The following is a 19488-nucleotide window of genomic DNA, read 5'->3' as shown; positions in this document are numbered from 1 at the left end:
CCTACTCAGGCGGCCTGGGTCGCGGAAACCGCGGCCTCCTGATCGTAGGCGCGCGAATCGACCTTGAGATAGGCGAGCTTCTCCTCGGCGATCACCACCGCCTCGGCGACGCCCGGCACCTGGCGCAGCCGCTCGGCGAGCTTTTCCGTGTCGCCCGTCCCGTCGATGCGCACGAGACGCGTCGAGAGGTAGCTCGGCTGGCGCATCGTCACGGCGAGCCCGAGCCATACCAGCGCCACGGCCGCCGACAGCGCGAACACGGCCGGATCGCCGGCGACCTTGTGCGCCCAGCCGCCGAAGACGCCACCCATGAAGATGCCGATGAACTGCGAGGACGAATAGACGCCCGACGCCGTGCCCTTGGCAAGTGCCGGCGCCGTCTTCGTCACCAGCGAAGGCAGGCTCGCCTCCATGACGTTGAAGCCGGCGAAGAACACCGTCAACGCGATCAGCAGCCCGGCGACGTTCGTTCCCGCGAGCATCAGCACGATTTCCGCAACCGCCATCGCGGCGATTGCGGCGACGAGCACGCCCTTCATGTGCCGGTACTTCTCCGCGACGATGATCGCCGGCACCATGACGACCACCGAGACGACCAGCACCGGAAGGTAGACGATCCACTGGTTGTGCGCCGTCAGGCCGAGCGAGCGATCGAGAAGGTCCGGCACGACGAGGAAGCTCGCCGTCAGCATGGCGTGCAGCGCGAAGATGCCAAAATCGAGCCTCAGCAGTTCCGGATCTTTCAGGACCCGCCCGAGCATCGCCGGCACGGCCTGCGCGTCGCGGTGCGAGACGCTCGCCTCGGGCTGCGGCACCATGAAGAGCGTGATTGCGATGCCGACGAAGCCGAGGACCGCCATCAGCCAGAAGATGCCGGAAACGCCGATCAGGCTCGCAGCGATCGGTCCGGCGACCACGGCCACCATGAAGGCGACGCCGATCGTGATGCCGACCGTCGCCATCGCCTTGGTGCGGTTGTCCTCGCTCGTCAGATCCGCGACCAGCGCGAGGATGACGGAACCGACGGCGCCCGCCCCCTGCAGCACGCGCCCGACGACCACGCCCCAGATCGAGCCGGAGAGCGCCGCGATCACGCTGCCGATGATGAACAGCACGAAGCCGAGCACGATCATCGACTTGCGCCCCACCCGGTCCGAGATCAGCCCGAACGGGATCTGCAGCAGCCCCTGGCTCAGCCCGTAAATGCCGAGCGCGAGCCCGATCGTATAGGCCGTCGCGCCCTGCAGGCCCTGCGCGTAGTCGGCGAAGACCGGGTAGATCATGAAGAGCCCGAGGAGGCGGACCGAAAAGACCGCCGCCAACGTACCCGCCGCGCGTGATTCCTGCTTGTCCATGCGTGTCGTGCCCCGTCGCGTTCGGCCTGGTCGCGTTCGGTCGGAACCTAGCCTCCGGCCGGCTAAGCGCCTAGTGGGGAAGGCAATGTGACGCGGCGCACGCGTCCCGCGGCCGGTAGGCGCGATTCCGCCGCATACGGACGCGCCGTGTCCGATCATGCCGCTCGACCCGCGAAAAGGCAATCCGCGCACCATGCGCATCGTGCCGGATCGCCGCCGGCCGGGCAGAAAGCGAAGATGAGCCCGCGATGCGTTCGTCCGCCGCACGCACGGGCTCGCCGGTCCACCCCGCGTCCTGCCGAAAGCCGTGGCGCATAAGAACCGTTTATTCTCCGTGGAAAACACGCACCGGTTCCGAAGACAACCGCCTTACGCTCTCGATCTTCACGACATCATCCCCACCCACGAACGTCATCCTCGGGCTTGACCCGAGGATCCAATCACCCCTCACCACGATTGCAGTATCGGGTGCCCGCAGTGCCCTACCGCCCGAACTCGATCCGATACGCCGCGCGTATTCCGACGGGGTCGGATCCTCGGGTCGAGCCCCAGGACAACGGTGAAAAGCGTTGGCCGTCCTTTCGACCGTTTCCGATTCCAATGCCGCGCGAAAGCGACATTGTCGGCCATTCCGACGAAGGATAGACCGCTCTACGACCGCGGGATCACTGAGATCTTGCCGCTGCGCTCCAGCCTGGCCTCGTGCAACTCGTCGACGCCAGCGATCGCGCTACGCCGTGCCGCCTCGGCGAGATCCGCCTCGCTCACCCCATGCCGTCGCATCGCCCCACGGTCGAGTTCGCCGTCACTTACCAGCGTTACGGACGTACCCTTGATGATGAAGCCGAGGGGATGCCAGCGCGCCGCTGCGTGTGCGAAGAGCCAGTAGACCAGGAGCAGCACGAAGCTTGCGGCGATGGTCGGAAAGAACGCGGCGTTGGCCGTCATGGCGCGGCTGAGGTTCGATCCCATGATGACCGCGACGAGGATGTCGAGCGGCGTCTGCTCGCCGAAGGCACGCCGACCAAGCAACCGGATCATCGCCAGGCCGAGCACGAAGGCGAGCACCGCGCGCACGCATTCCTGCCACCATAGGATGTGGTGGGCGTCGGTCCCGATCAGGGCGTGGATGACGGTCATGGCACGGCGCGTCCCGGAAGGCGGATCGTCCGGCGAACCCGCCGAAACCCGTGATGGTTCCCTCGTTGGCGCGGGTGCGACGGCATGTCGACCCCCGCATGCCGTACGGCCGACCGGCACCAGCGTTACCGGCGGCGAAACGTGCCGCACGCACGCCGTCGGTCACAGTCGACACGCGTCAAACACATCCTCAGTGATTGTCGCGCGGAATACCCTTGGTCTGGGCGATGCGCTGATAGGCGACCGCCGGTTCGAGTACGGCGCCGGTTTCCATCTGGCCGACGATGGCGCGCTGGATCTCCTGCCACGGCGTCTGGTGTTCGGGGAAGGGATACCCGCCCTTCCCCTCGAGCGCAGTACGGCGTTCTTCCAGTTCCGCGTCGGAAATCAGGATGTCCGCCGTGCATTTCTTCAGGTCGATGCGCACGCGATCGCCCGTCATGAGGAGAGCCAGCCCTCCGCCGGCGGCCGCCTCCGGCGAGGCGTTGAGAATCGACGGGCTGCCCGACGTTCCCGATTGCCGCCCGTCGCCGATGCAGGGCAACGAATGGACGCCCTTCTTGATCAAGTAGTCCGGTGCCCGCATGTTCACGACTTCCGCCGCGCCCGGATAGCCGATCGGCCCCGCCCCGCGCATGAAGAGCACCGAACTCGTGTCGATCTCGAGCTTCGGATCGTCGATGCGCGCGTGGTAGTCCTCCGGCCCGTCGAAGACGATCGCCCTGCCCTCGAAGGCATATGGATCGTCGGGGTTCGTCAGGTAGCGCTCGTGGAACTCCGGCGAGATCACGCTCATCTTCATGATCGCCGAAGAGAAGAGGTTGCCCTTGAGCACACGGAACCCGGCGCGCTCCTTCAGCGGTCGGTCGTAGGGGCGGATCACGTTCTCGTCGACGATCTCCACGCCGCGGCAGTTCTCGCCGATCGAGCGGCCGGAGACCGTCTTCGCGTCCACATGGATCAGCCCCTGGCCGATGAGCTGGTTGACCACGGCCGGCACGCCGCCGGCATGGTAGTAGTCCTCGCCGAGATATTCGCCGGCCGGCTGCAGATTGACGAGCAGCGGAATGTCCTCGCCCTCGGTCTGCCAGTCGTCGATGGAAAGCTCCACGCCGACGTGGCGCGCGAGCGCGTTCAGATGGATCGGCGCGTTGGTCGAGCCGCCGATCGCCGAATTCACGCGGATCGCGTTGACGAAGGATTCGCGCGACAGGATGTCGGAAGGCTTCAGATCCTCCTCCACCATGCCGACGATCCGCTTGCCCGTGCGCCAAGCCATTTCCTGCCGGTCACGATAGGGTGCCGGGATCGCCGCCGAGCCCGGAAGCTGCATGCCGAGCGCTTCGGCGAGCGAGTTCATCGTCGTCGCCGTGCCCATCGTGTTGCAGTAGCCCGTCGACGGCGCGGACGAGGCGACGAGTTCCACGAAGCCCGCATAGTCGATCTCGCTGGCGGCCATCATCTCGCGCGCCTTCCACACGATCGTGCCGGAACCGGTGCGCTGGCCACGGAACCAGCCGTTCAGCATCGGCCCGACGGAAAGCGCGATGGCGGGAATGTTCACCGTCGCCGCCGCCATCAGGCAGGCGGGTGTCGTCTTGTCGCAACCGATCGTCAGCACGACGCCGTCGATCGGATAGCCGTAGAGCAGTTCGACGAGCCCGAGATAGGCAAGGTTGCGGTCGAGCGCGGCCGTCGGGCGCTTGCCGGTCTCCTGGATCGGATGCACCGGGAACTCGAGCGGAATGCCGCCCTCCTCGCGAATGCCCTCGCGCACGCGCTTGGCCAGTTCCAGATGGTGCCGGTTGCAGGGGCTGAGGTCCGAGCCCGTCTGCGCGATGGCGATGATCGGCTTGCCCGACTGCAGTTCTTCCCGGCTGATGCCGAAATTCATGTAGCGCTCGATATAGAGCGCCGTCATGTCGGGATTGTCCGGGTTGTCGAACCAGGCGCGTGAACGCAATTTGCTCGGATCCATGGCGGTGTCGAGCTCCTCCCGGCAGGCTTCTGAGTTTCCGCGCCCGATATACACCAAACACCTGACGGCGCAAATCGCTGCAACCGTTCGTTGGGGCATCCTGCGACGATCTGCGTGCTGGCGGAACGGGCAAGCCGTGCGTACCGGAACACCGGACCGGATGGGTGCCGCGGGCTCTGCCGCGGAAACGGGTTGCCATGACGGCCGACCGCGTTACCCTTTCATCCGTAGGGGCGGCAAAGCGGGGCCGGCATGCGAGCGGGCAGCGGCGCCAGGAGGAATACGATGAAGATGCTCATGAAAGCCGTGGCTTTCGCCACCGCCATGCTGACGGCGAGTTCGGCCTTTGCCGCGTCGGCGCTCGTCACCAACGACTTGAACCTGCGCACGGGCCCCGGCACCGGCTATGCGCGCATCGCCGCCATGCCGAACGGGGCGATCGTCGACGTCGTCGGCTGCACGCGCGGCTACAACTGGTGTCGCGTGCACTGGCGCGGCCGCGACGGCTGGGCCTCGTCGCACTACCTCGCCCAGCGCGAAGGGCAGTATCGCCGCCGCGCCTATTCGAACTACGGCGCCGAGATCGGCATTCCGCTCATCGCCGGCGCGGTCATCGGCGGCGCGCTGATCGGCGGCGATCATCACCACTACCGACACTACCGTCATGATCGCCATCACGGGCGCTACGACCGTCGCCATTATCGGGGCCGGGATCATCATCGCGGTCGCGACCATTACCGGGGCCGCCATTTCGGACATCGCGACGACAATCGCTGCCGGGGCGGCTACCTGCGCCATCACGGCAATTGCTGATATCGCCCGGCCGGCTTTCGATGCGGGCCGCCGGAGGCAACCGGCGGCCTTTTTCATGATCGCGCCGCCCTTTCCTCGCGCCTCGACTCTCTCCATATTGCCGCCATGGCCCGAGCATCGAAGACCAAGACCCGCGAAGACGAAACCGGCTTCGGGGAGGCCCCGCAGGCTCCCTTCGAGGGCGCACCCCTGAAGGGCGGCGTCGCCGATTGGGCCGAACAGATGGCCCGCGAGGCCGAAGCGGAATCCATCGAAACCCGCCACGACGTCGCCTCAAAGGCCGGCAAACACCGCCGCCGCGCCGCCGCCCGCACCGACGATGCCGAAGACGGCAACGTGGACGCCGGTCAGGCACAGGCGGGGACAAAAGAACGAGCAAAGCGCAGCGGACAAGCGTCCGCCGGCCGGTCAGCCCGCGCCCGCGCAGGCCAGGGCGAAGCCCGTACGGCCGTGAGCGAAAAACAAGACAGCACCGAACAAACCGACGCCGACAACGAGGCGACCCCGAGCGAAGCGAGGCAAGGCCAAGCGGCCGCCGCCGATCGTTCGGCGCCCCGTCCGGAGGCCAGCGCGAAGCGCGGTGCGGCCGCGAGGACAAAGAAAGACTCCTCCACCTCCTCCTACTCCAAGACCGCCCGCGGCACCTCCATGGGCGGCTCGACCGACCCCAAGACCCGCGCCGGCGCCGGCCTCAACGCGGTCGCCGGCATGGACGTCGACCTCGAGGATGCGGAGAAGCTCTCCCCCTCCGGCGCCACCGCCACGGTCGAGGCGCTGTCGGATCTCATCCAGTCCGGCAACCCGCTGCACAAGAACGGCCAGATCTGGACGCCCCACCGCCCCGCGCGCCCGGAAAAGTCCGAGGGCGGCGTCGCGATCCGCATGGAGACCGAGTACCAGCCCTCCGGCGACCAGCCGACGGCCATCGCCGACCTCGTCGCCGGCGCCAACGAGAACGAGCGATCGCAGGTGCTGCTCGGCGTCACCGGCTCCGGCAAGACCTACACGATGGCCAAGGTCATCGAGGCGACGCAGCGCCCCGCCGTCATCCTGGCGCCCAACAAGACGCTCGCCGCCCAGCTCTATTCGGAGTTCCGGAACTTCTTCCCCGACAACGCCGTCGAGTACTTCGTCTCCTACTATGACTACTACCAGCCGGAAGCCTACGTCCCGCGCTCCGACACCTATATCGAGAAGGAATCGTCGATCAACGAGCAGATCGACCGCATGCGCCACTCCGCCACCCGCGCCCTGCTCGAGCGCGACGACGTCATTATCGTCGCCTCCGTCTCCTGCATCTACGGCATCGGCTCGGTCGAGACCTACACGGCCATGACCTTCCAGATGGCGATCGGCGACAAGATCGACCAGCGCCAGCTCCTCGCCGATCTCGTCGCCCAGCAGTACAAGCGCCGCGACGCCGATTTCCAGCGCGGCTCCTTCCGCGTGCGCGGCGATACGATCGAGATCTTCCCCGCCCACTTGGAGGATGCCGCCTGGCGCGTCTCGCTCTTCGGCGACGAGATCGATTCCATCACCGAGTTCGATCCCCTCACCGGCCACAAGACCGGCGATATGCAGTCGGTGAAGATCTACGCCAATTCGCACTACGTCACGCCGCGCCCGACGCTCAACACGGCCATCGCCTCCATCAAGCAGGAGCTCAAGGGCCGCCTGACCGAGCTCGAGGCCGCCGGCCGCCTGCTCGAGGCCCAGCGCCTCGAACAGCGCACCAAGTTCGACATCGAGATGCTGGAGGCCACCGGCTCCTGCCAGGGCATCGAGAACTATTCGCGCTATCTCACCGGCCGCAAGCCCGGCGAGCCGCCCCCCACCCTGTTCGAGTACATCCCGGACAACGCGCTGCTCTTCGTCGACGAGAGCCACGTCACCATTCCGCAGATCGGCGGCATGTATCGCGGCGACTTCCGCCGCAAGGCGACGCTCGCCGAATACGGCTTCCGCCTGCCGTCCTGCATGGACAACCGGCCGCTGCGCTTCGAGGAGTGGGACGCCATGCGCCCGGCGACGACGGCCGTCTCCGCCACCCCCGGCGCCTGGGAGATGGAGCAGGCCGGCGGCGTCTTCGCCGAGCAGGTCATCCGCCCCACGGGCCTCATCGACCCGCCGGTGGAGATCCGCCCCGCCAAGACGCAGGTGGACGACGTGCTGGGCGAGATCCGCGCCACGGCCGACGCCGGCTACCGCACGCTGTGCACCGTGCTCACCAAGCGCATGGCCGAGGACCTGACGGAGTACCTCCACGAGCAGGGCATCCGGGTGCGCTACATGCACTCCGACATCGACACGCTGGAGCGCATCGAGATCATCCGCGACCTGCGCCTCGGCGCGTTCGATTGCCTCGTCGGCATCAACCTGCTGCGCGAGGGCCTCGACATTCCCGAATGCGGCTTCGTCGCCATCCTCGACGCCGACAAGGAAGGCTTCCTGCGCTCCGAGACGTCGCTGATCCAGACCATCGGCCGCGCCGCGCGAAACGTCGACGGCAAGGTCATCCTCTACGCCGACAACGTCACCGGCTCCATGCAGCGCGCCATGGACGAGACCGGCCGCCGCCGCGAGAAGCAGCTCGCCTACAACGAGGAGCACGGCATCACGCCGGAATCCGTCAAGGCGAAGATCTCCGACATCCTCGACTCCGTCTACGAGCGCGACCACGTCCGCTCCGACATTTCCGGAGGCGGCAAGAACGGCAAGGGCTATGCCGCCGGCGGCCACCTCGTCGGCAACAACATGGCCGCCCACCTCGAAGCCCTCGAAAAGGACATGCGCGACGCCGCCGCCGACCTCGATTTCGAAAAGGCCGCGCGCCTGCGCGACGAAATCAAACGCCTCAAGGCCGCCGAACTCGAAACCATGGACGACCCCATGGCCCGGCAGGAGGCGAAGGCTGCCGAACGCGGAAGAAAAGGTGGGGAAAAAGAACGAGCGAAGCGCAGCAGGCAAGCGCCCGCCGGCGCCGATGCGCCGCCCCGTACGGAGGCCAGCCCGAAGGGCGGTACGGCCGGGAGTACAAGACAAGACTCACCCGTGAGCGAAAACCAGACTCCCGTGAGCACAGAACAAGACCCATCGCAGAGCCCCACCAGCTACTTCCGCAAGAACGACCTCGACGAAATGACCGTCGGCCGCACCGAAAAACCGGTCCGCGGCCTCGTCCCGGAAAAGCCGGCCGATCCGGATGATTCGAGCAAGAGGCGCCGAGCGCCCGAGGCGCGAGAGGGATCGGAAAACAAGAGGCGTGGAGAGGCGCATCCTCGACAGGGAAGCGAGAACTCCGCGAAGCCGGTCAAGCGCGAGCAGATCGGCCGGGGTTCCTACGAAGACCCGAGCGAAGAGCTCCAGCGGAGACGTCGGCCAAAAAAGAGTGGGCGGCCGGGAAAGTAGGGCGTTAGTAGTTTTTACTATTGAGAAGAGCTTCCTTGCCGTTCAAAATTAGCGGATGTTGGGATGGTAAACCCGCAGCATGCAAAACGCCGAGACTACCAGCAATCTTTCCTCTATTTTCCTTTGCGAACGCGGCGTCTAATTTTGCGCGATGAAACAAAGCCCTAGTTCTCTTCCGCCATTCACGGGGAGGCTGCGGAAAATCATTGATATTTAACCCTGTAACATTCATTGCAGCGCCGAAGCCTTTGAAACGCCTCTTCCTTCGGCTTTCAATAAAGCCACCCAATACAATCTGTTCGTTCACCGCGTCGGCAAACTCTAAAGGAATACGCTCTTTCGAGGAAAAAGTAATATCGTCGGCATATCGAGTATACTTATATCCATACTCATAAGCAAGTTTTAAAAGTCTTTTATCTAAATTCCCGGCAACTATATTTGATATAGCAGGGCTAGTTGGCGCTCCTTGCGGAAGCTCGCCTCTATAAGTCACCAAGTTCGAAAGCTGCTCGGCCACTTCTTGATTGTAGCCTATAGATAACCACATACGATAGACATTTTGTACTTTGATCGACGGAAAGAATTCCTCTAAATCAGTCTGAAAGATGTGATGGGCGCCGGAGTGCATCTGGGCGTTGAAATACGGACCCCTTCCTGAAATGAATGCCGTGACGCAGTCATTGTTTTTTACCTTTGATAAAATGTTGTCTAAAATAAACCAATGTATGACTTTAAGATACGTTCTGGGCGAATTAATTATTCTAGTACTGCCGTTTGCTTTCGGGAGACAAAAACTTCTATAATGCTTATCTTTTCTTATAAGAATAGAAAATATTAACGATGGTGTGACACCAACTAATTCTGCAAGACTCACTTCGTCCACGAGAGGAGCTATCCCACGAGACGCAAGCCGCATAATTTCGTCATGCCGTTCAGGTGGGTTTGCTTCAGCAAGAACGGCCGCGTTAGCTAGCTGATCGGGTGGTAGAAAAAAGCTGCGGGATGGCATCGCAAATACCAGTCAATACGACTGCTTAAGCGCGCGTTTGGGGGAACTCGGCGAATTTGGCGCTCGTCGGCAAATTTGCCGAGTTCCCCCAAACGCGAGCCCTTATAAACCAAACCACAAAACCAGGATGCCGAAACAGCAACCTATGCGAAAATTCTGCCATCCCGCGCTTCATATTATAGCTTTCCGTTTCTCTTTAATCAAGAATAACCGTCGGTTATCGAGCTGGTTTCCGATGGGCTGCATTCGCACTATTTCTACCCCTGCTCGTGTAAGGTAATAAACACCTTTTCTGGGCGATTGAACAAGTTTCTGCTCTCTCGAAGCAGCATGAACGCGTCTAATTACCCCAGTTTTTACCAATTCTGAAGCGGATTCCTCAAAAAGATCCACCATTCCCTTCTCGATATCTTGTATTCTGGCTGGCTGAAAAACAGATAAAGTGACCAAATACATATAAGTGGAATTCGTTCTGAACTTAGCCAACCCTGTAATTACTCCCGATTTTCTTTATTCGTATACGCTCTACAAAATCAAAGACAATATTATATGCCTCTTGCGTATCTTCGTAGTCAATAAAACTAACTATAGATCCATTGTTTGATGCCTGTATTGCCGGTCCGTGATGTATGTAACCCGGCTTTCTTTCAAATTTCCTATTCATAAGAACAAGCATTTTCGGAGTAACTTTATTCATTGCTGCAAAATAACCTAATTCACAGAATGATCCAGGGCTACTCGGAATAATAATCACGGCGTCACAATAATCACTTACGTGAGCGGCTTCGGCAGTGGCCGCTTCAAAAAGTTTCCTAAAATTCTTTTTGTATATCTCCTGTAGCTTTTTGCTTTCGCCTATACTTACATAATCACCATATTTATCCTCTATCTCATGGTATAGTTTATAACGTAAAAAAGATGCGCCTTCAAATAACTTTTTAGAAGGAGCACGTGAATTATTCGGATCGATGAATGGCCCGCCTAAAAAAATTTGAAGTTTACTTTTTTTCTTTCGGGCTTCTAGGTCTATATTTTCGGTGTCTAGGGGAAGCGGCGAGGGCACAGGTTTTCATATCACTGTTCTGAACAATTTGATAAATTCAGAGTAGTGTAATGTCGGCGCGTCATGCAACCTCAAAAGCCCTATGTGCGGCTCACTCGATGGAAAATATGCGCGCCATCGTCTCGCTTAACTTTTGTGTCCGCCTTATCACTGCCCTCACCCTCCTCGCAACCACAGCGGCTCAGGTCGAAACCACCCAACGTACCGTCACCTACCCCGTCCACAGTCGGACCGGCATCGCGCTCTAGCGGTCGATCGGGGAGAACGGGCCGAAGATCGGCGGGCGGCGGACGATCGCGCATACTGGGTTCGACCTGACATAGACACGCGACTACCGCGTGCAGTCGGGCGGCGCCTGCCGGCTGGCCGTCGCGTTTTCTGTACAGCACATCGCGGCGATCGAAGCCATCAACCCGCACTGGCAGGATCTGCGCTGGCAGTTGCTGTGAAGGTCGAAACCCCTCCACCTCCGTCATTCCTATGCTTGCCTGCCCCCGTGCTCGACACGGGGGTCACAGGAATCCATACCGTTCCGTCATCAACATGGGCATGCCATCGAGACCGCCCCGACGCGGTCAGTGGAACGGGCACGTCATCGAGAGCATCCCGACGCGTTGAGCGGAACGGAATGGATCTCTGTGTCGAGCACAGAGATGACGAGTGGAGGGGTTGGCCGCAAAACAAAAGGGTACGAGGAAGCGCACCCTCCTTCGCAGGGAAGGACGAATCCAGCTGCGAAGAACCTTACACCCAAACCAACCTTCCCACCCCGCGCGCACCCCGCTACCATCACCCATGCGCTGCACCCTGACCGCCCTCACCCTGCTCGCCACGACAGCCGCCCAGGCCGAAACCACGCAGCGCACCGTCACCTACCCCGTCCACGGCCGGACCGGCATCGCGCTCTATCGGTCGATCGGGGAGAACGGGCCGAAAATCGGCGGGCGGCGGACGATCGCGCATACCGGGTTCGACCTGACATGGACGCGCGACTACCGCGTGCAGCCGGACGGCGCCTGCCGGCTCGCCGTCGCGCGCCCGCACCTCGTCGTCACCACCACCGTTCCGAAGGCCCCGGCGGACCTGCCGCCGGCGCTTGCCGCAAGCTGGAGCCGCTTCGCCGAGGGTATCCGCACCCATGAGCGCGTCCACGCCCGCGCCATCGCCGCGATGGTTGCCCGTATTGAAGCGTTCTCCACCGGCCTGACGGCCCCGGCCGATCCGGACTGCACCAGGGTGCGCCAGAAGCTGCAAGCCTTCCTGGCGAAGACCATCGCCCGCCACCGCGCCGAAAGCCGCGCCTTCGACAAAGCCGACATCGCAGAGGAAGGCGGCACCATGCGCCAGACCATCCTCGACCTCGTCAACGGCCCCTAGAGCATTTCGAGCCAAAGCGAGATCGCTTCGGCGTCGGATAATGCGACACAGCAAAAAGCTGGAGCATTTCCGGTGAACCGGAGTTCACCGGAAATGCTCCAGACCGGCCGTCGCGGCCCGGTCCGCACGAAATTCCACCCCTTTTCCATCCCCGCCCCCGAACCCCGTGCCACACTCCGCTTGCCCTTGCCGGGTCGGGACGTGATCGCGAGACGTTCGGTTCATGCGGCAGGGGTCGGCGCTTCCGCCGGGGCGTAACGTGCGCACCGGCTGGAGAGGCCTCGAAGAATGGGTCCCCCCGGCTACTACGGGCCGGTTCGCCTGTGGGGCGTGCAAGGGGGCGGCGGCGGGTTTCGATCCGCTCGGGCCGCTTCCGCAGAGGACCCGGAGCCGAGGTCTGGTAGGGCAGTAGCGGTAAAACGCGAACCCCGACGAACGCCGGCGGGGCGCGCCAGTCGCGCCATACACATAAAGACATCGGCAGGCACGGCCATCGCGCCCCGCTCCCGACGCTCTTTCGCCTTTCCGAACTCCGGCCGCATCGCGGCGCGGAGGGCGACGTGCTGCCTGCTCCCCACCCACGCCGCAAGACGAAAGGATCCGCAATGGCGAAGAACCCCTTCCCCCTCGGCAAGGCCGCGATGGCGAAACGCAACGCGCGCCATCGGCGTATCCAGTTGATGACCTACGCCCACGCCGCGATGATGTTCCGTGTGCCGGCCGACCATTTCGGCCTGTGGCGCACCTGCCGCGCCCGCGCCTGCAAGCGCGCCCGGCGCTGTGCCGCCAAACCCGTGCTCGGCCGCGCCGACGTCGAATGGCCCGTCCCGCCCTGCATCGACTTCTCGAACGTCGAGACCGCCCGGGCCGTCATGCGCGAATGCACCCTCCACCGAAGCTGGAACCCGCCGCCTCCCTCGGCCCCGCAGCTCCCGCCGCCAGCCGACGATGCGCCGCGCGCCGCCAACGCGCATGCCGCCGCGCTGCCGGAAGACGCCGGCTGCGAATCCGCCGAAACCATAACCTGCGCCGACGGCCCCAGTGCTTACGGTCCGCCTGCCAGCGGGCCTCGCGTGCGATGACCGTTTTTCCGCCCTCGCCGGTCGCGTCCTCCCCTTGCCCTCCGTCCCGTTCGCCCTCGATATATCCGGGCAAACATAACGGAAGGAAAGAACCATGCGGCTCAGCGCACGCAACGTCATGAAGGGAACCGTCGTCGGTCTGGAGAAGGGCGCGACGACCGCCCATGTGCGCATCGACATCGGCGGCGGCACGGTCGTCACCTCGTCGATCACCAACCAGGCCGTCGAAGACCTCGGCCTCGCCGAAGGCAAGACGGCCTACGCCGTCGTCAAGGCCTCGAACGTCATGGTCGCGGTCGACGACTGACGGTGCGCGAAGCGGAGTCCGGCATCAGTCGAAGTCCTTGCGCATCGTCGCCATGCCACCGGATTCGCCGAGCTCCTCGAAGCCGGCGGACCGGTACATCTTGAGCGCCGGCACGTTGTCGAGCTCGACCTTGAGCATCAGCGTCAGCGCGCCGAGCTCCTTTGCCGCCCCCTCCGCCAGCGCCGCCAACTGCTGCCCGGCATTGCCGCGAGCCTCCGGAGCCACGAACACGTAGACGAGGTTCCTCACCTCCGGCCCGACGCCAACCCGCAGCGCAAAGAACCCGACATCCCGCCCCGCCTCGTCGACAAGGTAGAACGAAGCGTCGTCCACCTCCTGCAACCATTGCTCGCGCCATTCCAGCGGATCGATCGGATACTTCGCATGCGGGTTGACGAGCGCCAGCTCCTCGCGATCCGTGACCATCGCGGCCAACGGATCGAGGTCGAAGGGTTCGTTGCGGCGGATGGTGAGCGCGCTCATGGATGGCTCCGGATTGCGTTCGGTGCTGCTCGCCCGGGCCTCGCATGCCGCGCCCCCGCGAGACAAGGCCCCCAAGACGGATCGCCGGGAACAGGAACGGCATCATCGCAGTTATTTTCGTGGTTCATCACCAACGAGGATTGATCCATGAAACGCAGACAGATGATTGCCGCTTTCGGCGCCGCCGCGGCGACCCTGCCGGTGCTCGCAAGCGCACGCGCGGCTTCCTCCGCGCCCACGCCGAAGGAAAAGCCCGGCGAAGCGACCGCGAAGGCGGAAACCGCCAAGCAGCCCGCCTCGACACCCGCAAGCAGCGACCAGGAAACCTGGATGAAGATGACGATGGCGATCGGCTCCATGTCGCTGCTCGCCAGCCGCGCAGCCGTCGACGACGCCAGGAACGCGGCCGTGAAACAGTTCGCCAAGTGGGAAGTTTACGAGCAGGAGACGCTCGCCGACGTGTTGACCTCGATGCAGGATTCGGCGCCCGCCCCGCAGGGCAAGCTGCAGCCGCCGAGCGATGCCGAGGCGAGAAACCATCTCGACGCAAAGATGAAGGATCAGCTTTCCGAGCTGAAGCAGAAGAAGGACGCGGCCTTCGACAAGGCCTACATCCAGGCGCAGCTGACCGGCCACAAGAAGCTTCTGACAGTGCAGGTCAACTTCCTGAAGGTCGGCCAGAACCGCGAGAGCCTCGACGTCGCGAAGATCGCTCGCGCCTATATCGAACAGCATATCGACCAGCTGCAGGCATTGCAGTCCAAGATCGGCTGATCGTTCGAAAGCGGCCGGTGCTTGCCCGCGCCGGTCGCAACCTGCCATGGTCGACGGCAAGTGCATATGCGTATGGCGTGTTCGCCCGCGCTCTGACAGATTGCCGAACGAGAGACAGCGCCGGGCCGACGGCGCGAAGAGACGGAGAACGACTGGATGGTTGCCGCCTCCCGCGAGCGCGCCGACACGAACGCATCGCCCCACGCCCTGCCGACACGGTGGGCCCATGCGGGGCTCGCCATCGCCGTTCTCGTGCAGCTCGCCACGAGCCAGTTCATGCAAGGGCCGCGCGACAACGGCGGCGACTGGCTTTTCACGATCCACGAGATCTCCGGCATCACCGCCCTCGTCTTCGCCTTTTCCTTCTGGCTCGTCGTCGCGCTGCGCCGGCGCGGAACGTCGGCCGGGAAGCTGTTCCCATGGTTCTCGGGCCGGGGTTGGCGCCTGCTCGGTGGCGATATCCTGCGCCATGCAAAGGCGCTCGTGCGCTTTCGCCTGCCCGAATACCAGGAGCACAGCCCGCTCCCCTCGGCGATCCACGGCCTCGGCCTGCTGCTGATGAGCGGCATGGCGGCGACCGGGTTCACGTGGTTCTTCTTCCATCTCACCGGATTGCCGGGCGGCGGGATCCCGCATGCGGCGATGTTCGTCCATCACCTGTTCGCCAATCTCGTCTGGGCCTATCTCATCGGCCACGGCCTGCTCGCGCTCGTCCATCATTTCGCCGGCCAGGCTTCGATCGCCCGCATGTGGTCGGTCCGGCCTTCGGGCCGATCGGCCTGAAATGCAGGCTTCATTAGCGAATGCCTTGCTTTTGTCACGCTTGAATGGCATATCATCTTCGTTCGGGTACCGACTGACCCGGAGACTGGACAGCTTGCTTGAGACGTTCTTTCCCCGCGATGTAACGATCCGACGAACGCCGTCACCTTTAATCGGACGGCTCGCCACCTGCCCGCTTCAGGGCGACATGACACACGGGGAACAAGGACTTTCCCAATGGCTACTGGTACAGTAAAATTCTTCAATCAGGACAAGGGCTTCGGCTTCATCACGCCGGATGATGGCGCGAAGGACGTGTTCGTCCACATCTCCGCCGTCCAGAACTCCGGCATGACCATGCTTTCGGAAGGTCAGAAGATCTCCTTCGACACCGAGCCGGACCGCATGGGCAAGGGCCCGAAGGCCGTCAACATCCAGGCTATGTAATCATAGCCGGATAGCGGACCGTTCGGTCCGCGGACGATATGGCGGCCTGGGCCGCCATATTTTTTTGCGCTTTCAGCGCAGCCCTATGATCTTCGAAGCCACGTCTCGGCGATGAGATCATCGCAGGCGCACCCTTTGCCGAAGAGCCGCAGACCTTACGAGCAGCGCCCCTCGCCTGCCACGGTGTAACCCTTCGAACGGGCCTCGCAGGCGTTGGTGAACGTCTTCTGGGCACTGCCCTTCTTTCCACAGACCGGAACGAAAGCGCGGCTGCACGTCGCTCCGCCGGCCGATGCGCCGGCGCTACTAGCCAAACCGCCACCGACATCGACGATGGAACTGCCCGCGCCACGGCCGGGCCGGTTCGCACTTCGGTCCTCCCCGCCATTCGGCTGGACGTTAGCGCCGGCATCACCTGTATCGCCACCGCCCCTGCATTCGCTCTGATAGAGGATCGAATAGCCGGACGTTCGCGCCCGGCAGGCATTCGGGAAGGTGCGCGTTTCGGTGCCGCTGCGTGCGCAGACGGGCTGATAGACCATGGCGCATGCCTGGCCCTGCCCGGCCCCATAGCCGGGTCGCGCGCTTTGCGGTCGCCGGTCGTCTCTCCCGTTCCCGCCGTAGCCGCCACCGGCGTCGTAACCGCCACCTGGCGAGCCGCCCGCAAAGCCGCCGTTCCCGCTACCGCCATATCCGTCGTCGGCGGACGGCTGACCCGCGCCGCACTGGCCGTCCGAACGCACGTCGTAGCCCGACGCACGGGCTTCACAGGCGTTGGGGAAGGTGCGGCGGTCCGCGTTTCGCACCGCGCAGACCGGCCGATAGATCCGCGCGCACGCCTGAACCGGTCCGGAAGGGGGCGCGGAGCCGAGCGGCGCGCGCACCGGACCCTGCGTACAGGCCGTCAGCGCCAGGAGCGTGCCTGCCCCGAACGCCTTCCATCCATTCTTCACCACCCCAGCACCCCTTCTTCTTCTCGATATCCATCGCACGCTACAAAGCCGCGTACCGGCCGGCAAGCGCTTCCGCGATCGCGGTCAGGCAGCCGCCGAGTTTCGTACGTCGGAAAGTTCGGCAAAGGCTGCGGCGATCACTTCCGGTCCCGCATCGCGGCGCGTCGCTTCGGACGAAAGGACCTGGCGGTAACGCCGGGCCCCCGGAACGCCCTGAAAGAGCCCGACCATATGCCGCGTGACGTGGATGAGCCGACCGCCGGCGGCGATGTGGCGCTCGGCGTGCCGCATCATCGTCTCGCACAATTCCTGCCGATCGACGATCCGCGGATCGCCGAAGAGTTCGGCGTCAATTTCGCCGAGCAACGACGTGTTGTGATAGGCCGCGCGCCCCAGCATCACGCCATCCACGTGCTCAAGATGCGTTTGCACGTCCTCGATGGTGCGGATGCCGCCGTTGATGCCGACGAAGCGGTCCGGAAAGGTCTGCTTGAGGCGATAAACGCGCCCGTAGTCGAGTGGCGGCACATCGCGGTTTTCCTTCGGCGAAAGGCCCTGAAGCCACGCCTTGCGCGCATGGACCCATAGGGCGTCCGCATTCGCATCGAAGACCCCGCCGGCCAGATCGTCGAGCGCCGTCTCCGGGTTCTGGTCGTCTACACCAATACGACACTTCACCGTGACGGGGATGGCGACCGCGCGCTTCATGGCATCGACGCAGGCGGCGACGCGGTCGGGCTCACGCATCAGGCACGCTCCGAACGTGCCCGATTGCACCCGATCGGACGGACACCCGACATTCAGTCCGATCTCGTCGTAGCCGAAATCCTCGCCGATGCGCGCGGCCTCAGCGACACGCTCGAGCTCGCTGCCGCCGATCTGCAGGGCGATCGGATGCTGCTCCGGCTCGAAGCCGAGGAGGCGTCGACGGTCGCCGCGAATGGCGGCTTCGGCAACGACCATTTCGGTATAGAGCAGCGTCCGCCGCGTCAGCGCACGATGGAGCGCGCGGCAATGAACGTCCGTCCAGTCCATCATCGGGGCTACGGCGACCAGTCGATCGGTATCGTAGGGCGCGGGTCGAAGCATGCGTCGTTCCCGTATGCGAAGGGCAATGCCCTGCCTTATGGGGTGGAAAGACCTGCCATGCAACGCCGGGCCGAACAGGCAACCGCTGCTTCGTTCGCTCCGCCTGCACTGAGAACCGGCGCGTCGACGACGGAATGCCGCAGCGCCGTCATGCCCGGCTCGAGAAACTTGACAGCTACGCTCGCGTTTGCACATTGGTCATCGAGAGCCAATCGGTCACGGTTCGTCGGATTGCGCGGGTCGGGTCCCGCGTTCAGCGGTTTGGAAGTTGAGATGATCGTCTGCCATTGCAATCTCATCGCGCAGAAAGAGATCGAGGACACCATCGTCGAGATGCTGGACGAGGATCGCTGGCAACTCATCGTTCCGGCAAAGGTCTATCACGCCATGGGTAAGCGCGGGCGCTGCTGCGGCTGCTTTCCGAACGTGGTGGACACGATCATCCGGGTAACCCGGGATTATCATGCGGAAAGGCATTCGACCCCTTCCGAAATCGTCGACTTCATGGCACGTCTCGAAGAACTGAACCGAAAAGGCAGGAGATGCGTGCATGAAAGGCGAAGCAAGGATCATCGAGCGGCTTAACGAGGCGCTCTTCCTCGAACTCGGGGCCATCAACCAGTACTGGGTGCACTACCGGCTGCTGGAAGACTGGGGCTACGGGCGGCTCGCGAAGAAGGAACGCGAGGAATCGATCGAGGAAATGACCCATGCCGATCGCCTCGTCGACCGCATCATCTTCCTCGAAGGCCATCCGAACCTGCAACAGGTCGCGCCGCTGCGCATCGGCCAGAACGTCCGCGAAGTTCTCGAATCCGATCTCGCGGGCGAGCGGGATGCCGTCGCTTCCTATCGGGAATCGCGCAAGATCTGCAACGAGCTCGGCGACTACGTCACGCAGCGTCTCTTCGAGGATCTGCTGACGGACGAGGAAGGCCATGTCGACTTCCTGGAAACGCAGCTCGCTCTCTTCGACGACCTCGGACCGCAGAGCTACGGGCAGCTGAACGCCAGGTCGACGGAAGAAGTCGAATCGTAGATCCGGCATGATTTCGCCGGCGCGAAAATACCGCGCCGGCGAAATCGCACAGCCATTGCCGGTCCAAGGTGGCTCGTTTACCGGCCGCCCCGCCGTTTCCCCGACGGAATCGGCATACCGCTGACGATCACCGTCGGTGGTACTCCCGGCGCGATCCAAATCCATCGGGTTTCACGAAGTAGGACGAACGAGATCACGCCATGCTAGCGATCGGGTGCCTTTTTCCATTCATGCTGTTGATCGGCGGCGCCATCATCGGCGGCGAAATGGGCGGTGCCACGCAGTCGCTGATCGGCGCGATCATCGGGCTGGTGATCGGGATCGCGATACCGGCGGCCGCCTACGGATTGTTCTATCGCGCCAATCGCGACAGCCATAGGAAATAAGAAAAGCGTCGGCTTCCCAGTAC

19 protein-coding genes are annotated in these 19488 nt (G+C 63.5%); 11 read left to right on the top strand and 8 right to left on the bottom strand.

Annotated features, from left to right (window positions below):
* Nucleotides 1–5 precede the first annotated feature (5 nt).
* The 3 genes from FJU11_RS01025 to FJU11_RS01015 all read right to left on the bottom strand — a co-directional run bounded on the left by FJU11_RS01025 (nucleotide 6) and on the right by FJU11_RS01015 (nucleotide 4473).
* Nucleotides 6–1355 carry an MFS transporter gene (locus FJU11_RS01025; RefSeq protein ID WP_141165139.1) on the bottom strand — a complete coding sequence of 450 codons (1350 nt, stop codon included), beginning with the start codon at nucleotides 1353–1355 and terminating at the stop codon, nucleotides 6–8.
* A 651-nt stretch (nucleotides 1356–2006) separates the two neighbouring features.
* Nucleotides 2007–2495 (bottom strand): DUF421 domain-containing protein, encoded by a 489-nt coding sequence (locus FJU11_RS01020; protein WP_141165138.1) that lies wholly within the window; start codon nucleotides 2493–2495, stop codon nucleotides 2007–2009.
* 190 nt (nucleotides 2496–2685) lie between these two features.
* On the bottom strand, nucleotides 2686–4473 hold the full coding sequence (locus tag FJU11_RS01015; protein WP_141165137.1) for an IlvD/Edd family dehydratase: 1788 nt from the start codon (nucleotides 4471–4473) through the stop codon (nucleotides 2686–2688).
* A gap of 285 nt (nucleotides 4474–4758) precedes the next feature.
* Between FJU11_RS01015 and FJU11_RS01010 the strand changes: the two genes are divergently transcribed.
* Nucleotides 4759–5286, top strand: a complete 528-nt coding sequence (locus FJU11_RS01010) for an SH3 domain-containing protein (protein ID WP_181407992.1) — start codon at nucleotides 4759–4761, stop codon at nucleotides 5284–5286.
* 105 nt (nucleotides 5287–5391) lie between these two features.
* Entirely contained in the window at nucleotides 5392–8694 is a 3303-nt protein-coding gene (gene uvrB, locus FJU11_RS01005) for an excinuclease ABC subunit UvrB (protein ID WP_235890709.1), read from the top strand.
* Nucleotides 8695–8698: 4 nt separating this feature from the next.
* Here the strand turns inward: uvrB and FJU11_RS01000 are convergent, their stop codons facing one another.
* Together FJU11_RS01000 and FJU11_RS00995 are read right to left on the bottom strand one after the other, a co-directional pair.
* On the bottom strand, nucleotides 8699–9577 hold the full coding sequence (locus FJU11_RS01000; protein WP_181407991.1) for a reverse transcriptase domain-containing protein: 879 nt from the start codon (nucleotides 9575–9577) through the stop codon (nucleotides 8699–8701).
* Between the two features lie 604 nt (nucleotides 9578–10181).
* On the bottom strand, nucleotides 10182–10766 hold the full coding sequence (locus FJU11_RS00995; protein WP_141165134.1) for a hypothetical protein: 585 nt from the start codon (nucleotides 10764–10766) through the stop codon (nucleotides 10182–10184).
* A gap of 795 nt (nucleotides 10767–11561) precedes the next feature.
* Here FJU11_RS00995 and FJU11_RS00985 point away from each other — a divergent pair.
* The 3 genes from FJU11_RS00985 (at nucleotide 11562) to FJU11_RS00975 (ending at nucleotide 13532) form a co-directional block, all read left to right on the top strand.
* Nucleotides 11562–12143, top strand: a complete 582-nt coding sequence (locus FJU11_RS00985; protein ID WP_141165133.1) for a DUF922 domain-containing protein — start codon at nucleotides 11562–11564, stop codon at nucleotides 12141–12143.
* 605 nt (nucleotides 12144–12748) lie between these two features.
* Nucleotides 12749–13225 (top strand): hypothetical protein, encoded by a 477-nt coding sequence (locus tag FJU11_RS00980; RefSeq protein ID WP_141165132.1) that lies wholly within the window; start codon nucleotides 12749–12751, stop codon nucleotides 13223–13225.
* Nucleotides 13226–13319: 94 nt separating this feature from the next.
* Nucleotides 13320–13532, top strand: a complete 213-nt coding sequence (locus FJU11_RS00975) for a TOBE domain-containing protein (RefSeq protein WP_141165131.1) — start codon at nucleotides 13320–13322, stop codon at nucleotides 13530–13532.
* A gap of 24 nt (nucleotides 13533–13556) precedes the next feature.
* Here FJU11_RS00975 and FJU11_RS00970 read toward each other — a convergent pair whose 3' ends face one another.
* Entirely contained in the window at nucleotides 13557–14015 is a 459-nt protein-coding gene (locus tag FJU11_RS00970; RefSeq protein ID WP_141165130.1) for a GNAT family N-acetyltransferase, read from the bottom strand.
* 147 nt (nucleotides 14016–14162) lie between these two features.
* On the opposite strand from FJU11_RS00970, the gene FJU11_RS00965 reads away from it, so the two are divergent.
* The 3 genes from FJU11_RS00965 to FJU11_RS00955 all read left to right on the top strand — a co-directional run bounded on the left by FJU11_RS00965 (nucleotide 14163) and on the right by FJU11_RS00955 (nucleotide 15998).
* Complete coding sequence (locus FJU11_RS00965; protein WP_141165129.1) at nucleotides 14163–14789, top strand: DUF4142 domain-containing protein; 627 nt, start codon at nucleotides 14163–14165, stop codon at nucleotides 14787–14789.
* A gap of 156 nt (nucleotides 14790–14945) precedes the next feature.
* Complete coding sequence (locus FJU11_RS00960) at nucleotides 14946–15572, top strand: cytochrome b/b6 domain-containing protein (protein WP_141165128.1); 627 nt, start codon at nucleotides 14946–14948, stop codon at nucleotides 15570–15572.
* Nucleotides 15573–15788: 216 nt separating this feature from the next.
* Nucleotides 15789–15998, top strand: a complete 210-nt coding sequence (locus FJU11_RS00955) for a cold-shock protein (protein ID WP_141165127.1) — start codon at nucleotides 15789–15791, stop codon at nucleotides 15996–15998.
* Nucleotides 15999–16153: 155 nt separating this feature from the next.
* On the opposite strand, the gene FJU11_RS00950 is transcribed toward FJU11_RS00955, so the two are convergent.
* Complete coding sequence (locus FJU11_RS00950; protein WP_181407990.1) at nucleotides 16154–16951, bottom strand: Kazal-type serine protease inhibitor domain-containing protein; 798 nt, start codon at nucleotides 16949–16951, stop codon at nucleotides 16154–16156.
* 84 nt (nucleotides 16952–17035) lie between these two features.
* The gene (dusA, locus tag FJU11_RS00945; protein WP_141165125.1) at nucleotides 17036–18040 is read right to left on the bottom strand and encodes a tRNA dihydrouridine(20/20a) synthase DusA; all 1005 of its coding nucleotides are present in this window, start codon (nucleotides 18038–18040) and stop codon (nucleotides 17036–17038) included.
* Between the two features lie 273 nt (nucleotides 18041–18313).
* On the opposite strand from dusA, the gene FJU11_RS00940 reads away from it, so the two are divergent.
* The 3 genes from FJU11_RS00940 (at nucleotide 18314) to FJU11_RS18230 (ending at nucleotide 19465) form a co-directional block, all read left to right on the top strand.
* Complete coding sequence (locus tag FJU11_RS00940) at nucleotides 18314–18625, top strand: (2Fe-2S)-binding protein (protein ID WP_141165280.1); 312 nt, start codon at nucleotides 18314–18316, stop codon at nucleotides 18623–18625.
* Complete coding sequence (bfr, locus tag FJU11_RS00935) at nucleotides 18591–19079, top strand: bacterioferritin (RefSeq protein ID WP_141165124.1); 489 nt, start codon at nucleotides 18591–18593, stop codon at nucleotides 19077–19079. The genes FJU11_RS00940 and bfr overlap by 35 nt, the downstream gene beginning before the upstream one ends.
* Before the next feature lie 230 nt (nucleotides 19080–19309).
* Entirely contained in the window at nucleotides 19310–19465 is a 156-nt protein-coding gene (locus FJU11_RS18230; RefSeq protein WP_181407989.1) for a hypothetical protein, read from the top strand.
* Nucleotides 19466–19488 lie beyond the last annotated feature (23 nt).

The sequence above is a fragment of the Pararhizobium mangrovi genome, from assembly GCF_006516965.1.
GTDB lineage: Bacteria > Pseudomonadota > Alphaproteobacteria > Rhizobiales > Rhizobiaceae > Pararhizobium_B > Pararhizobium_B mangrovi.
Note: the sequence above shows the minus strand (reverse complement) of the source record. Positions and strands in the feature narration are given on the sequence as shown.

Excerpts from the sequence above, each read along its gene's own strand:
- bfr (WP_141165124.1), top strand. The coding sequence starts at position 18,591 with ATGAAAGGCGAAGCAAGGATCATCGAGCGGCTTAACGAGGCGCTCTTC.
- dusA (WP_141165125.1), bottom strand. The coding sequence starts at position 18,040 with ATGCTTCGACCCGCGCCCTACGATACCGATCGACTGGTCGCCGTAGCC.
- FJU11_RS00940 (WP_141165280.1), top strand. The coding sequence starts at position 18,314 with ATGATCGTCTGCCATTGCAATCTCATCGCGCAGAAAGAGATCGAGGAC.
- FJU11_RS01015 (WP_141165137.1), bottom strand. The coding sequence starts at position 4,473 with ATGGATCCGAGCAAATTGCGTTCACGCGCCTGGTTCGACAACCCGGAC.
- FJU11_RS00980 (WP_141165132.1), top strand. The coding sequence starts at position 12,749 with ATGGCGAAGAACCCCTTCCCCCTCGGCAAGGCCGCGATGGCGAAACGC.
- FJU11_RS01010 (WP_181407992.1), top strand. The coding sequence starts at position 4,759 with ATGAAGATGCTCATGAAAGCCGTGGCTTTCGCCACCGCCATGCTGACG.
- FJU11_RS00965 (WP_141165129.1), top strand. The coding sequence starts at position 14,163 with ATGAAACGCAGACAGATGATTGCCGCTTTCGGCGCCGCCGCGGCGACC.
- uvrB (WP_235890709.1), top strand. The coding sequence starts at position 5,392 with ATGGCCCGAGCATCGAAGACCAAGACCCGCGAAGACGAAACCGGCTTC.
- FJU11_RS01020 (WP_141165138.1), bottom strand. The coding sequence starts at position 2,495 with ATGACCGTCATCCACGCCCTGATCGGGACCGACGCCCACCACATCCTA.
- FJU11_RS00975 (WP_141165131.1), top strand. The coding sequence starts at position 13,320 with ATGCGGCTCAGCGCACGCAACGTCATGAAGGGAACCGTCGTCGGTCTG.
- FJU11_RS00970 (WP_141165130.1), bottom strand. The coding sequence starts at position 14,015 with ATGAGCGCGCTCACCATCCGCCGCAACGAACCCTTCGACCTCGATCCG.
- FJU11_RS18230 (WP_181407989.1), top strand. The coding sequence starts at position 19,310 with ATGCTGTTGATCGGCGGCGCCATCATCGGCGGCGAAATGGGCGGTGCC.
- FJU11_RS00955 (WP_141165127.1), top strand. The coding sequence starts at position 15,789 with ATGGCTACTGGTACAGTAAAATTCTTCAATCAGGACAAGGGCTTCGGC.
- FJU11_RS00960 (WP_141165128.1), top strand. The coding sequence starts at position 14,946 with ATGGTTGCCGCCTCCCGCGAGCGCGCCGACACGAACGCATCGCCCCAC.
- FJU11_RS00985 (WP_141165133.1), top strand. The coding sequence starts at position 11,562 with ATGCGCTGCACCCTGACCGCCCTCACCCTGCTCGCCACGACAGCCGCC.
- FJU11_RS01025 (WP_141165139.1), bottom strand. The coding sequence starts at position 1,355 with ATGGACAAGCAGGAATCACGCGCGGCGGGTACGTTGGCGGCGGTCTTT.